Genomic DNA, 14,221 nt, shown 5'->3' with positions numbered 1-14,221 from the left:
CGTGTGCCCGCCAAAGCCTGCCCAAACTAGGGTGGCGTTAGTGTTTTGCCTGCGCATCTGGCAGCGCATAGGCCACCACGTAATCCCCCAGTTTGGTGCCGAAGGAGCCATGCCCGCCATCTACCGAGAGCACATATTGGTGGCCGTTCTGCTCATACGTCATGGGGGTGGATTGCCCCCCTGCGGGCAGACGGTCCTGCCAGAGCTGCTGGCCTGTCGTGACATCATAGGCGCGGATATACAGGTCCAGCGTAGATGTCAGGAACGCCACACCACCAGCAGTAATAATAGGCCCACCCAAAGAAGGCACCCCAACACGGAAGGCCAGCGGCACGGGGGAACTATCCCGCGTGGTGCCGTTGCGGTGCTTCCACAAAATTGTGTTGGTACGTAAATCCAGCCCTGCCACATAGCCCCAGCCCGGCTGCTTGCACGGAATACCAATGGGGGACAGGAACGGGTGCAAATCTACCCCAAACGGTGTGCCGTATTGTGGCTGCAAACCAGCCTCTCCGCCAGAAGGACCAGCATTGTGTGGCGGCTGCGCCGGGTTGTTCGGCCCACGCGGTACTAGGCGAGAAACAAACGGCACGGCAATGGGGTTGGTAAATGCCACCTCACGCACCGGGTCCACCGCCAGACCGCCCCATTCAAACATGCCCAGATTACCGGGGAACACCAGCGTGCCCTGCGTAGAAGGCGGCGTAAACGGCCCTTCATACCGCAGGCGTTTGAACATGATGCGGCAGGCCAGTTGGTCCAACATGGTCGCGCCCCACATATCCGCATCCGTCAGGTTGTTTTTGGGACGGAATGTGAGGGCCGAGAATGGCTGAGTGAGAGAAAGGTGATCCCCCGGTGCAGCCCCCTGTGGCACAGGCATTTCTGGCGCAGGCACCAGCAAATGGCCGTTGCGCCGGTCCAACACAAAGATGTTGCCTGTTTTGGCTGGCGCATACAGCGCTGGCACTACGGACCCATCACCCTGCTTGATATCCACAAGGCTGGGTTGGGACGGCACATCCATGTCCCACAGATCATGGTGCACTGTCTGGTAAAACCACACCTTGCGCCCGGTATCGGCATCCAGCGCCAGAATACCAGAAGCATAGCGTTCCTGATCCGGCGTGCGGTGGCCGCCCCAGATATCCGGCGTGGCCACACCTGTTGGAATGTAAATCTGATTCAGCCGTGCATCATAAGCCGAGGTGATCCATGAATTGGGAGAATTGGCCACATAATGATGCGTGGCGGAGGGCAGTTCGTTCGGGTTTGGGTTGCCCGGATCAAACGCCCATACCAGCTTGCCGCTATACAGATCATACCCGCGTGTCACTCCTGAAGGTTCGTGCGTGGAATAGTTATCCGTCACCGCGCCAGAAATAATGGCCACCTTGGAGGTAATGACTGGCGGAGATGTGGGCTCATAAAACCCCGGCGTGCGCATGGGCATGCCATCTGTCAGATCCACTGCACCATCACGCCCAAAACCACGGCACAAAGCACCGGTATCAGCATTCAGGGCAAACAGGCGGCCATCATTGGTGGGCAAGAAGATACGGTGTGCGCACTCATCCGCCACGGCAACATCGTGGGCCTGTTCTTCCGCCACCGGGGTTTCAGCGTAGGACACGCCGCGGCATGTCATGTGCTGATAGGAGGCGTTGTAGGTAATTTTGGGGTCAAAATGCCAGCGCTCATGCCCGGTGGCGGCGTCTATCGCAAACAGGATCTGATGCGGTGAGCACAGATACAGCGTATCGCGCACCTTTATGGGCGTGGCTTCATCTGTAATTTCGTCCGGATCATCCGCGCGCTTCAGGTCATGCGTACGGAACACCCATGCCACTTTCAGATCATGCACATTGCTGGCATTGATCTGTGCAAGTGGGGAGTATCTGTCCCCCGCCTGCGTGCGGCCATATGCGGGCCAGTCTGCCGCAGGCACCTCTGCATTATCCCCCGGCAATGGGGCGGATGAAGCCTGCACATTCGCGCGGGGCAACACACCGGCAATATCCTGCGGATCCTGCGTAAGGGCGTAACCATATACACCAGCCCCCACCACAACACCGACCAGCAACGGCGCACTGTTCCAGCGCGAAGACGGCAACAGGCGAGAAGACACAAAAGGCAACACAAGCCACAGGCCCAGCGGCAGCAGCACATCACCACGCGGGGCCAGGGCCCAGAAATCAAACCCGGCTTCCCCCACAGACCACACGAGTGTGGCCGCAACCAGTACCGCGTAAAGCCACAGGGCCTCGCGCCGCCGCTGCCACAGCAACACTGCCGTGGCCAGCAGCACAACACCGCACACCACGTAAAAGCAGGAGCCGCCCAACAGGGCCAGCCAGAGGCCTCCGCCCGCAAGAAAAACGCCCAATATTGCAAAAACTGCTGCGGTAATCCGCAATACAATATCTGGCCGGTGACTATTCGTTTGTATCATGTTGCCTGTTTTCTGCCCTGCACACGTTCACATCCCAATTTTTCTGCACAAGAAAAACCGTTTCAGAATAATCAATACAACAGCGGGGCATTGCAGCCCAAGAAAATACTGTAAAAGACACAAAAAACCGCCTGCATTTTCATAAAACACAGGCGGTTACAGAAGTTTTCACTTCAATACCTTGGAGCTTGATACTTGGCCGTATCAGTCCAGCTTGAAGCGTACGGTAAACACATGGCCTTTAACACCATCTGCAACATTGTTACCCGAAAGGGCAAAACGCACCTGCTGCAAATATGTTAGCGCACTTTTTGTAAAATTTGCGCCGCCCATGGTTTTAAGCACCACACAGTTGGTAGGAGCACCTGCCGCAGTAATATCGCACCGCGCCAGCACACGGCCTTCCAGATTTTTGTTTTCTTCCGCTGCCGGGTAAACGGGGGCTGCATTGTTGATACGGTTAAGCCGCACGGTTTTATCTACGGCAGACATGGCGTTGATAACGGCGTATTCGTCCTTATCTTCCGTTGTGTGGCGCCAGTTATACAGGGTTTCCAGACTTTTGGATAAACCCTCTGTGCCGTAATGCAGCGTATAAGGTGCCTGACCCGGCACGTTGACTTTCACGCTCAGCTGGGGCGCTTTTGCAAGCTCCTGCAATGTGGCAATTGGCAAAAAGATGCCGAACAATTTTTGCGGCGTATCTTTGGCAAACACCAAGGGGAAATTATAGTGGTGCCTGTCTGGCGTATCTGCCTGTAACTGTGCAGAAACCCCCTCGGTTGAGCGGGTTTTGGGCCACTGTAAGCCTATTAAAAACTGGCTGTATGTTAGGGAATTCAAGGACAAAGCAGTGGTATCTGCCAAATCCGCCCCTGTAAGAACATACATGCTCATCACCATAAGGCCATTGCTTTGCCCATCAGCCGTAAACAGCGGCTGTGTGGATGCCTGGGCTGGGCGAGAGTAAATAAAGCACGCCTGTAACGGCTTGGCGTTTTTCAGGCTTTTGGCAATATAATCCTTATCATCCTGCTGAAGCGGCAGTTGCACAGCCAGCTTGCTAATATCCTGCGCACAGTAAACCTCCCCCCATGAAGGGGACAGGGAGGTGACATTCAGCAAGGAAGGCTTATCGGCCGAAAGCACAGGATTTCCCGCGCCAGAAGCCGTTGCAGATGCCGGGGGCTGCGGCTGCGCAATAGCGTGCGGCGCAGTGGCAACATGCCCACCGGGCACAGAGCCAGAGGTTGCACACCCTGCCAGACACAACAGCCCAAACGCAGAAAAAATACGTGTTTTCAATACCATTCAGCAATCCAATACAAAAAAGCGCGGCCCCCGAAGGAACCGCGCCTTTTATTTCCGATATCTTCCCTAAAGGAAAAGAAAATCAGACGGAGTAGTACATTTCGAATTCAACCGGGTGCGGTGTGTGTTCGAAACGGTACACATCATCCCATTTCAGGGTGATGTAGCTTTCGATCTGGTCTTTGGTGAACACGCCACCAGCCAGCAGGAACTCATGATCCGCAGCCAGAGCTTCCAGAGCTTCACGCAGGGAGCCGGCAACTGTCGGGATCTGCTTCAGTTCTTCTGGCGGCAGGTCATACAGATCCTTGTCCATGGCATCGCCCGGGTGGATCTTGTTCTTGATGCCGTCCATACCAGCCATCAGCATGGCAGCGAATGCCAGATACGGGTTGGCTGTGGGGTCCGGGAAGCGTACTTCAACGCGCTTGGCTTTCGGGCTTGTTGCGTACGGAATACGGCAGGAAGCAGAACGGTTGCGAGCAGAATATGCCAGCAGCACAGGTGCTTCAAAGCCCGGAATCAGGCGCTTGTAGGAGTTGGTGGACGGGTTGGTGAAGGCGTTCAGTGCCTTGGCGTGCTTGATAATGCCGCCAATGTAATACAGGGCCGTGTCGGACAGGTCTGCATAACCATTGCCAGCAAATGTGGGCTTGCCGTCTTTCCAGATGGACTGGTGAACGTGCATGCCGGAGCCGTTATCACCATAGATGGGCTTTGGCATGAATGTTGCGGTCTTGCCGTAGGAATTGGCAACATTGTGCACACAGTACTTATAGATCTGCATGAAGTCTGCTGCGCGTACCAGCGTTTCAAACTTGGTGCCAAGTTCGTGCTGAGACTGCGCCACTTCATGGTGGTGCTTTTCAATAGCCAGACCCATTTCGCCCATGGCTGCCAGCATTTCTGCGCGCAGATCGCTTTCGCTATCCACTGGCGGCACGGGGAAGTAACCACCCTTCACACCCGGACGGTGGCCCATGTTGCCTTCAGGATATTCCTTCAGGGATGCATCGGGGCCTTCAATGCTGTCGAGCTGGTACTTGCCGTAGTTCGGGCCAGTGCCAAACAGCACGTTGTCGAAAATGAAGAATTCAGCTTCCGGACCAAAGAACGCCGTATCACCCAGACCGGAGGACTTGAGGTACTGCTCAGCCAGCTTGGCGGTGGAGCGCGGGTCGCGGTTGTAAGGCTGCCCGGTGGAAGGTTCGATAATATCGCAGAACAGGATCAGCTGCGGACGAGCAGAGAAAGGGTCCATCACTGCGGATGTCGGATCCGGCAGCAGAACCATGTCGCTTTCGTTAATGGCTTTCCACCCGCCGATGGAGGACCCATCAAACATGAAGCCATCGGTAAAGCTATCTTCCTCGATGGTGCTGACATACTGGCATGTGTGATGCCACTTGCCCTTTGGGTCTGTAAAACGCAGATCCACCAGTTCCACAGAGTGTTCCTGAATCAGATCAAAAACCTTGGCAATTGCAGCAGCCTTGCTGTCACCCGCCGGAGCTGTTTTCTTTACCATGCTCTCTTCACCTAAGCTTTGTCAGCATGCCGCACTTTGCGGGCACGCGGTCTGCGGGAATAATGTACGCGCACGTTCGCGCCCCATACTTACGCATGGAGCGTGTTAGATTGCGTCTTCCCCTCGTTCCCCGGTACGGATTCGCACCACGTCATCCACCGGACTCACGAAAATCTTGCCATCACCAATGCGGCCTGTGCGGGCCGCAGCGGAAATGGCTTCTACCGCCCGCTCCACCATGGAAGCAGGGCAAACAACTTCAATCTTCATCTTGGGCAGGAAATCAACAATGTATTCCGCGCCGCGATAAAGCTCCGTATGCCCCTTCTGCCGCCCGAAACCCTTGGCTTCGATCACGGTAATACCCTGCAACCCAAGCTCATGGAGGGCTTCTTTTACCTCATCCAGCTTGAAGGGCTTGATTATGGCCTCGATCTTCTTCATCGCGCGTCGTCAACACACCATTGTTGTGCCCGTAATTTTGGGCCTGTCCGTTCATGATGCCACCCTGCCCCTATAGGCAGAATGCACCTCATACCGTTACACTTGCACGGCTTGCCCGTGCGGGCAATCAGGCAGATGCAAATTTGTATCGATAAAGCACCAAATCAACTGTTTACGCCAAATGTTTCGGTATCGCGTCTTATTCGCCTCTTTCCGCCAGCGGGGCAAGGAACTTTGTAATGACAAAATTGCTTAACAGGCAGATTGCCAACCAGCCTGTCACTATTTTCACGCTTATGTCCGAGCTGGCGCGCAAGCATAACGCCATCAATCTTGGGCAGGGTTTTCCTGATACGGAAGGCCCGCAGGACATGGTGCAACTGGCCGCAGATGCCCTGCTGGATGGGCGCAACCAGTATGCGCCCCTTACAGGCCTGCCAGAACTGCGCGCCGCCGTTGCAGATGCCTCTGCCCGATTCCAGAACATTCCCGTTGATGCCGAATCGGAAGTGGTTGTCACCTCCGGCGCGACTGAGGCCCTAGCCGCATCCTTCATGGCGCTGATAGAACCGGGTGATGAGGTGGTGCTGATAGAACCGCTTTACGATACCTACCTGCCGGTTGTGCGCCAGCTTGGGGGCATCCCCCGCCTTGTGCGGCTGGAAGCACCAGATTGGGAGCTCCCGCGTGAGGCCCTGAAGAACGCCTTTGGCCCCCGCACCAAGGCCATTGTGCTGAACACCCCCATGAACCCCACCGGCAAAGTGTTCACCGCCGAGGAACTGGCCTTCATTGCCGACCTCATGCGCCAGCACGATACCTACGCCATTTGCGATGAGGTGTATGAACACCTTGTATTTGGTGCGCCGCACCTCTCGCTCATGGCTTTGCCGGATATGCGTGAACGCTGCATCCGTATTGGCAGCGCAGGCAAAAGCTTTTCCTTTACCGGGTGGAAAGTGGGTTACGTTACCGCCCCTGCCCCGCTGGCAGCCGTTGTGGCCAAGGCGCACCAGAACCTTGTATTTGCCACAGCCCCCAACCTGCAACGCGCCGTGGCCTTTGGGCTGAACAAGGATACCGCCTACTTCACCCAACTGGCGCAGGAGATGGATACAAAACGCCAGATTCTTTCTGCCGGGCTGGCGCGTGTGGGCTTTGGTGTGTTGCCCTGCCAAGGCAGCTACTTTGTGATGGCGGATATTACCCCGCTGGCAAACGGGCTGGATGACATGGCTTTCAGCCGCCTGCTGACAGAGCAGGCCGGTGTGACCACCATTCCCGCATCTGCCTTTTATGATGCGCAAAGCGGCACGCCCCCGCGCAACCTGATTCGCTTTGCCTTTTGCAAGCGTGAGGAAGTGCTGATTGAGGCTGTGGCCCGTCTGGAACAGTGGGAAAGCCGCCAGAGCTGATTTTTCTACATAAAAACGCCAGAAGTGATTGACGAACGATGCAGTTTTCTCTAAACGTCCGCTTGCTGTGTGGCGGACGTAGCTCAGCTGGTAGAGCGCCGGTTTGTGGTACCGGTGGTCGCGGGTTCAAGTCCCGTCGTTCGCCCCAGCATATTCCCCTAAAATTCAAAATACATTCTGCACGGTCCCCATACTGCGTGCACACCACATAGCTTATGTCTGCGCCTGCGCGACTACCCTGCAGGCTTGCATCTGCTGCAACCGGTTGAAGGCGCTGCACCACATTCTGCACGTAAGTAGTCCTGAGCTTCGTGCAGACTATCAAAGCAGTGCTTAGAATAAACCACTGTCCGCCCTTTATGCTGCTGCACAGACATGCACCCAGACCGATGCGCCACAATATACTTTGGATTCAGACGCCCCGGACTTGAGTTTATAAAAATCCCGGATGGATGCGCCCTTTGCCAATCCTGAAAACGCTGCTCGTCTTCTTCTTTGTAAAATGCAGCATATGTCATCAGTGGCTTTTCCCCTGCGATAAAAACCCGAACAAAAAAGCCGGTCAGACCAAACTGACCGGCTTTTGCCAAAACACTCTTAAGCGTTATCCTGCATGAACTGGCGCAGGTCTTGCTCGGAAACCGCGCCATCGTGTTCCAGCAGCGCATCTTTGCCGCCTACATGGTGTGGCATCACCATTAGAGGGGTGCCTTCATCCATGAAGCGTATCCGCAGGTCATTCCAGCGCGGTGCAACAAAACGCGCGTAAGCCTGTGCCAGCGCGCATTGGTCAATACACCAGTTGGTTGGGTTTTCCGGGCTGTATGTCCGCTGCACATAATTGTGCAGATACCGCCCGATCTGCGGCAGAAGCTCCGTTTCCCCAAAATAGGACAGGCCCGCACCAAAGCCCCACGGTTCTCCGGCTATCTGCTTGCCTTCATGGTTGTACGCATACAGCCGGAACCCGTAATCCGAACCGGATGTGAGCTCCTGCCACAAGGCCGGGAAATCCTGCGGGAAGTAACCATCGCAATCTGCTGTCAGCACCGGGCAGTGCCACTGGCCCACAATATGCGGCAGCATAAGGTAGCGGATGCAGGTATAGGTGGCCTCGTTCGCATGGTTCAGTTGCCCGTGCGTGAAGGACACATCCATCCCCCGGTCTTTTTCCGAGAAAAAGGCCACCAGATCCTGCATCAGGGTCAACTGTTCATCCGTGGGCCGATCCACACCCAAGCATAGGCGGAAACGCCCGTGTTCCGGCTGCGCCTGACACGCCCGCATCAAAGACATCACAAGCTTGGGCACAAAGCGGAAATACGCACTATCGCACCCAAAAACCAGACAGGCATCTGGCGCATCAGCCTCGGTCCGATCAGGCGCTACGCTGGAATGCCAGTTCCAGCCCGCAATGCCCAACTGGTCTATTACCTGTTGTTCATGCAGGTTGTATGCCGCGGCTTCCGGCAACCATGTATAAACACCGCAATTATAATCAATGGCCTTGATGCCGGAATCTCTGGAAAGCTTACGGGCCGTAACATAATGCGGGTCTGCGCTGGCGCGGTCCTGATTGAGCCATGCGTAATGGCCAGCCACAACCTGGTTCCAGTATTGCGCCCTGTTCTGGGCCTGATCAGCCTGCGCCAGTTGCAGCCGTTCTTCCTGCGTGCAGGCAGAAGCCACTTGCTCAAACTGGTAAGAATAGGCCTGCCGCACATCTTCTGCCCTCAGCATAGAGGCCGGCAAAGGCACCATCAAAAAATTAAAGGCGGGGTCAAACTCTTCTGTATCCGGCAGCTCTTTCAAGGCAGCGGGCAGCAAAAGCAGCGCGGCCTCCCCCTGCGCTGTCCGCTGCACCAGATGTGTGAGCTGTTCGGGTATGGGGGCCTCACCAAACCGGCCTTTCAGGGCCAGATTGGCCAATTCCGCGGCCTGCTGGGCCTCCCCTTCCCGCAACGCCAGAATGGCGGAAAAGAAGTATAAATCTGGCCGAAAATCCTGCAACGCAGCGCACAATACCGCAGTGCGCGCCAAGCCGAATTGCCCAACCTTGGCGCAATCTTTTGCCAGCTCCAGCAAACAGCCAGAATCTTCGGGGGCCACAAGCAAACGTTGGCGGGCGGCCTGCGCGGCCTGCACAAACGGGCTATCCCCCATTGCCTTCATCTGGGCAGATAGCGCTGCCATAAAGGTTTTCTGCACCGCCACGGGGCTGGGCTGGAGCACGCTTTCCTGCTCACGCCCATCAGAAACAACAATGGCATCGCCTTTTTCACGCAGGAAAAGGGTGCGCAGGTCCCACTTATGCTCACCAAGCTGGAGGGAGTGGTTTAAAAACAAAACCTGCTCAGCCTGCTGTTGTCCGGCAATAAGCCATTTGCCCTGCGCCAAACGCACAAGCAGAGGCACATGCTGGCTCAACACCGGTGCAAACAATTCCCACGTGAGAACATGCTGCATCCATGTCAGTTCACCTTCCGGATGGGCGCACAAAAAGTTTGTGCCATCCCCCAGCGTCACCAGCCCTCTGTTATCACCATCTTCCACAACGCTTACGGCAATATCTGCAAACCCTTGCAGATTATTGCCTGCGGGATTCAGCTGAACCACGTTCCACTGCGGAGAAACGGCTTGCGCAACCGGAATTCCCGTAAGGTAGAAATCACGATGTGCCAGAATGTGCCCGTGAAGTGATATAAAAGAAAACATGCCTCAGCTTACCCCGGCTGCCCGTTCCATATGCGGAATCATGGTTGTGGCTGACACGTGCATACAGGCGGCCAGCCATTTTTCCTTAATGATGCACATGGTTAGCATAACATCTCCCGCGCGGGCACCTCTTGACCGAGATGGGATGATCCACCAGCCCAAACCCTGACATGTTTGTGATAACAGGGCCCATCCCGCACAAAACAAAGATTTTTGCCCGCGCGTAAGCCCTATTGCGCCCAATAGGGCCTGTTCTGTCCTGATCGTGAACAGCGCAGTGTTGCATCCCCGCTTATGGTCTCAATTCGCGCACTGCATGATGCCTATGCGTATTCCGCATCTGCGCGCAACGAATGCAAGACACTCTTCGAATCGGATGCAGTATTATGGCTAAAATCAAGGTCAAGAACCCGGTGGTAGAAATGGACGGGGATGAAATGACCCGTATCATCTGGCACTTCATTCGTGAGCGCCTGATTCTGCCCTATCTGGATATTGACCTGAAATATTACGATCTGGGCATAGAAAACCGCGATGCCACGGATGACAAGGTGACCGTAGAAGCCGCAGAAGCCACCAAACGCTACGGCGTGGCTGTAAAATGCGCCACCATCACCCCCGATGAAGCACGGGTGAAGGAATTTGGGCTGAAAAAGATGTGGCGTTCACCCAACGGCACCATCCGCAACATTCTGGATGGCACCATCTTTCGTGAACCCATCATCTGTTCCAACGTGCCACGCCTTGTGCCGCACTGGACAAAGCCCATCGTGATTGGTCGCCATGCCTATGGGGATATCTACCGCGCTGCGGAAACCAAGATCCCCGGCCCCGGCAAGGTGACGCTCAACTACATTCCCGAAGATGGCGGCGAACCCATTACGCTGGATGTGCATGACTTCAAAGGCCCCGGCGTGGCGCTGGGCATGCACAACACCCGCGCATCCATCGAAGGCTTTGCCCGTGCCTCCCTCTCCTACGGGCGGGACCGCAAGCTGCCGGTGTATCTGTCCACCAAGAACACCATCCTGAAAGCCTATGATGGCATGTTCAAGGATGTGTTTCAGGAGGTGTACGAAAAGGAATTCAAGGCCGAGTTTGAAAAGCTGGGTCTGACCTACGAACACCGCCTGATTGATGACATGGTGGCCTGCGCCCTTAAATGGCCGGGTGGCTACGTATGGGCCTGCAAAAACTACGATGGTGATGTGGAAAGTGACATTGTGGCGCAGGGCTTTGGCAGCCTTGGGTTGATGACATCCGTGCTGCTCAGCCCCAAAGGCGATGTGGTGGAAGCCGAAGCCGCGCATGGCACCGTCACCCGCCATTACCGTGAGCACCAGAAAGGCAAGCCCACCAGCACCAACCCCATTGCCTCCATTTTTGCATGGACACGTGGGCTGGCTTATCGCGGCCGCTTTGATGATACGCCAGACGTTGTGCACTTTGCCAACACGCTGGAAAAAGTGTGCGTAGATACCGTTGAAGGCGGGCAGATGACCAAGGATCTGGCGCTACTGGTGGGCAACGGCACCAAATGGCTGGACACGCAGCCCTTCCTTGATGTGCTGGATGAAAAACTCAAGCAGGCCTTGACCAAAGGCTGATTTTTCTGCCGCACGTCTTTTGACCTGAACAACACCAGCACACCCCGGAGCAAATTTCTGCTTCGGGGTGTTGCTTATTCTAGGCCATTGCGCACCGGCCCGTGCTGGCGCAAAACAGAAACTGTATTTTAATGTAACCAGATAAGGGAGCATCACGCCACGCCATGACTGATACGCCAGCAGAAACAGACGTAGCCATAATTGGCGCTGGCCCAGCCGGGCTTTTTGCCGCTTTTCAGTGCGCCATGCTGCGGCTGAACTGTGTGCTGATTGATGTGCTGCCAGAAGTGGGCGGCCAATGTGCGGCCCTGTATCCGGAAAAGCCGATTTACGATATTCCCGCCTGCCCCGCCGTAGAAGGCGCGCAGCTTATTGCCCGGCTGGAAGAACAGATTGCCCCTTTCAACATCCCGCGCCTGCTCAAGCACCGGGTGGAAAGCCTTGAAGGCCACCGGGGCAACTTTACGCTGGGCACCAACCAGGGCACCACGCTGAAAGCCAAGGCCATTATTATTGCCGCCGGTGCCGGTGCCTTTGGCCCCAACCGCCCACCGCTGGAAGGTTTGGAAGCGTTTGAAGATACCGGGGCCGTGCAATACTACGTGCGCCGCAAAGCCGATTTTGCAGGCCGCCGTATTGTGATTGCCGGTGGCGGCGATTCCGCGCTGGATTGGGCTCTTTCCCTGAAAGACAATGCAGAAAAGCTGTACCTCGTGCATCGGCGTGACAGGTTCCGTGGTGCGCCAGAAAGCCTGCGCCAGTTGGATGAAGCCGTAGCCGCCGGGCAGATTGAAAAGGTTGTGCCTTATCAGCTCCACGCCCTGCACGGCCAGAACGGTGCGCTGGAAGGCGTGGAAGTGGCTGATCTGGATGGGGCAACCCGTATGCTGGAAGCCGATGTGCTGCTGCCTTTCTTTGGGCTGGCAACAGATCTGGGGCCCGTAGCGCGGTGGGGTATGGATACCATGCGCTCCACCATTCCCGTCACCCCTTCAAGCTGTGAAACCAGCCTGCCGGGCGTGTTTGCCGTAGGCGATGTGGCCACCTACCCCGGCAAGCTCAAGCTGATTCTGCAAGGGTTTAGCGAAGCCGCCATGGCCGCTCACGCCATTTACCCCATTGTGAACCCGGATCAGGCGCTGCACTTTGAATATTCCACCAGTAAAGGTGTGCCCGCCTAAACCCCACGCCATCATGGCGGCATGGCTCCAAGCGGGCGCTACATGCCGCCATTTTTTATAAACGCACTTTTGTTGCGCAATGGGTTGGGCGGGGGCTGCTTTGCTGGCGCATAGCTCCATACAACGTGCGCCATGCCAGTTTTCTTACGGGTTCTGGCGCGGTTGGCTGCGGCAAGCTATGGTGCGTGCCTGATCCATTGACCTTGTGAGTAAGGATAAAACCGTGCAAGTCATCATTCTCGGCGCTGGCGTTATCGGGGTGACATCGGCCTGGTACCTGGCCAGCCTTGGGCATGAAGTCACGGTTATAGACCGCCAGCCCGCCCCAGCACTTGAAACATCGTTTGCCAATGCGGGGCAGGTTTCCCCCGGATATTCCACACCTTGGGCTTCTCCCGGCCTGCCGCTTCAGGCCGCAAAGTGGATGCTGCACCCCAAAACCAGCCCGCTGGTTATTCGCAAACGGTTTGATCTGGCCATGTTGCGCTGGATGGAACAGCTTTTAAAAAACTGTAACGCCCATGCGTATGACATCAACAAATCCCGCATGTTGCGCATTGCTGAATACAGCCGCGATTGTCTGGATGCCCTGCGAGCTGAAACCGGCATTACGTATGATGACAGGCAGCGCGGGCTGATCCAGCTTTTCCGCACCAACAAGCAGATAGATACCGCCCAGCACGATATGCGCCTACTGGCAGAAGCCAACATTCCGCACCAGCTTTTGGCGGTGGATCAGGTTCTGGAGCACGAACCCGGCCTAGCCCATGCCAAGCATCTGCTCACAGGTGGGCTGTATTTGCCCAATGATGAATCGGGCGATGCACATATTTTCACCCAAAGGCTGGCCCGTATGGCAGAAGCCAAGGGTGTAAAGTTTGTATATGACACCACCATTCTGGGGCTGGATGCCGCGGCGGACGAAATTATGTCTGTGCGCACCAGTGCCGGGCACTTCCGGGGTGATGCCTATATTGTGGCCATGGGCAGCTATAGCCCGCTGCTACTGCGCCCATTGCGCGTGCATCTGCCGGTTTACCCCGTAAAAGGCTATTCCCTCACCCTGCCCCTTACGGATGAAACCCACGCCCCCACATCCACCGTGAATGATACATCCTACAAGCTGGCCATTACGCGGCTTGGCAACCGGATCCGCGTGGGTGGCACGGCGGAACTGACAGGTTACAGCCAGAAGCTGAGCCCAGACCGGCGTGAAACGCTGGAACTTTCTTTTTCAGAACTGTTTGGCGGGGGAGACCTTACCGCCGCAACATACTGGACAGGCCTGCGCCCCTGCACGCCAGATGGCACACCCGTTATTGGCCCTGTGCCCGCCTTTACAAACCTGTGGCTGAACACTGGCCACGGTACGCTGGGCTGGACAATGGCCTGTGGTTCTGGCCGCCTGATTGCAGACCTTGTGCACGGCAAAAAGCCCGATATTCCGGCGTTGGATCTTTCCATCAGCCGCTATAACTAAGCTGGCCCAGAGCTTATGCCCGCTGTGGCGCAAAACCATGGCGGCAAGCTACACACGCACACTCTTGCCGTTATAGACACACCCGCCT

9 protein-coding genes and 1 tRNA gene are annotated in these 14,221 nt (G+C 56.1%); 5 read left to right on the top strand and 5 right to left on the bottom strand.

The window, feature by feature from the left end; genetic code table 11:
• Nucleotides 1-37 precede the first annotated feature (37 nt).
• From APA10_RS06605 to APA10_RS06590, 4 genes are all read right to left on the bottom strand, one after another.
• A complete protein-coding gene (locus APA10_RS06605; RefSeq protein WP_003629076.1) occupies nt 38-2,452 on the bottom strand; it encodes a glucose/quinate/shikimate family membrane-bound PQQ-dependent dehydrogenase in 2,415 nt (804 codons plus the stop codon).
• Nucleotides 2,453-2,656: 204 nt separating this feature from the next.
• Nucleotides 2,657-3,763 (bottom strand): energy transducer TonB, encoded by a 1,107-nt coding sequence (locus APA10_RS06600; protein WP_003629073.1) that lies wholly within the window; start codon nt 3,761-3,763, stop codon nt 2,657-2,659.
• Nucleotides 3,764-3,845: 82 nt separating this feature from the next.
• Nucleotides 3,846-5,291: a type I glutamate--ammonia ligase gene (gene glnA, locus APA10_RS06595; protein ID WP_003622499.1), complete on the bottom strand. Its 1,446-nt coding sequence runs from the start codon at nt 5,289-5,291 to the stop codon at nt 3,846-3,848.
• 105 nt (nt 5,292-5,396) lie between these two features.
• Nucleotides 5,397-5,735 carry a P-II family nitrogen regulator gene (locus APA10_RS06590; RefSeq protein WP_003622497.1) on the bottom strand — a complete coding sequence of 113 codons (339 nt, stop codon included), beginning with the start codon at nt 5,733-5,735 and terminating at the stop codon, nt 5,397-5,399.
• Between the two features lie 239 nt (nt 5,736-5,974).
• Between APA10_RS06590 and APA10_RS06585 the strand changes: the two genes are divergently transcribed.
• Both APA10_RS06585 and APA10_RS06580 read left to right on the top strand, forming a co-directional pair.
• The gene (locus APA10_RS06585) at nt 5,975-7,150 is read left to right on the top strand and encodes an aminotransferase (RefSeq protein WP_003629070.1); all 1,176 of its coding nucleotides are present in this window, start codon (nt 5,975-5,977) and stop codon (nt 7,148-7,150) included.
• Between the two features lie 72 nt (nt 7,151-7,222).
• Nucleotides 7,223-7,298: transfer RNA gene (locus APA10_RS06580), tRNA-His, on the top strand.
• A gap of 449 nt (nt 7,299-7,747) precedes the next feature.
• Here APA10_RS06580 and APA10_RS06570 read toward each other — a convergent pair.
• Nucleotides 7,748-9,865, bottom strand: coding sequence for a hypothetical protein (locus APA10_RS06570; protein WP_003629067.1), 2,118 nt, complete (start codon nt 9,863-9,865; stop codon nt 7,748-7,750).
• 386 nt (nt 9,866-10,251) lie between these two features.
• Between APA10_RS06570 and APA10_RS06560 the strand changes: the two genes are divergently transcribed.
• The 3 genes from APA10_RS06560 to APA10_RS06550 all read left to right on the top strand — a co-directional run bounded on the left by APA10_RS06560 (nt 10,252) and on the right by APA10_RS06550 (nt 14,133).
• Nucleotides 10,252-11,472: an NADP-dependent isocitrate dehydrogenase gene (locus tag APA10_RS06560; RefSeq protein ID WP_003629065.1), complete on the top strand. Its 1,221-nt coding sequence runs from the start codon at nt 10,252-10,254 to the stop codon at nt 11,470-11,472.
• A gap of 164 nt (nt 11,473-11,636) precedes the next feature.
• A complete protein-coding gene (locus APA10_RS06555; protein WP_003622489.1) occupies nt 11,637-12,653 on the top strand; it encodes an NAD(P)/FAD-dependent oxidoreductase in 1,017 nt (338 codons plus the stop codon).
• Between the two features lie 223 nt (nt 12,654-12,876).
• Nucleotides 12,877-14,133 carry a D-amino acid dehydrogenase gene (locus APA10_RS06550; protein WP_012812608.1) on the top strand — a complete coding sequence of 419 codons (1,257 nt, stop codon included), beginning with the start codon at nt 12,877-12,879 and terminating at the stop codon, nt 14,131-14,133.
• Nucleotides 14,134-14,221: the final 88 nt, after the last annotated feature.

It is taken from the genome of Acetobacter pasteurianus subsp. pasteurianus LMG 1262 = NBRC 106471 (genome assembly GCF_000285275.1).
In the GTDB taxonomy this organism is placed as follows: Bacteria; Pseudomonadota; Alphaproteobacteria; order Acetobacterales; family Acetobacteraceae; genus Acetobacter; species Acetobacter pasteurianus.
The sequence above is the reverse complement of the archived record's forward strand: the minus strand, read 5'-3'. Positions and strand labels throughout refer to the sequence as shown.

Bases quoted from the DNA above. Each gene is read 5' to 3' on its own strand.
- APA10_RS06605 (WP_003629076.1), bottom strand. From the start codon at position 2,452: ATGATACAAACGAATAGTCACCGGCCAGATATTGTATTGCGGATTACC.
- APA10_RS06600 (WP_003629073.1), bottom strand. From the start codon at position 3,763: ATGGTATTGAAAACACGTATTTTTTCTGCGTTTGGGCTGTTGTGTCTG.
- glnA (WP_003622499.1), bottom strand. From the start codon at position 5,291: ATGGTAAAGAAAACAGCTCCGGCGGGTGACAGCAAGGCTGCTGCAATT.
- APA10_RS06590 (WP_003622497.1), bottom strand. From the start codon at position 5,735: ATGAAGAAGATCGAGGCCATAATCAAGCCCTTCAAGCTGGATGAGGTA.
- APA10_RS06585 (WP_003629070.1), top strand. From the start codon at position 5,975: ATGACAAAATTGCTTAACAGGCAGATTGCCAACCAGCCTGTCACTATT.
- APA10_RS06570 (WP_003629067.1), bottom strand. From the start codon at position 9,865: ATGTTTTCTTTTATATCACTTCACGGGCACATTCTGGCACATCGTGAT.
- APA10_RS06560 (WP_003629065.1), top strand. From the start codon at position 10,252: ATGGCTAAAATCAAGGTCAAGAACCCGGTGGTAGAAATGGACGGGGAT.
- APA10_RS06555 (WP_003622489.1), top strand. From the start codon at position 11,637: ATGACTGATACGCCAGCAGAAACAGACGTAGCCATAATTGGCGCTGGC.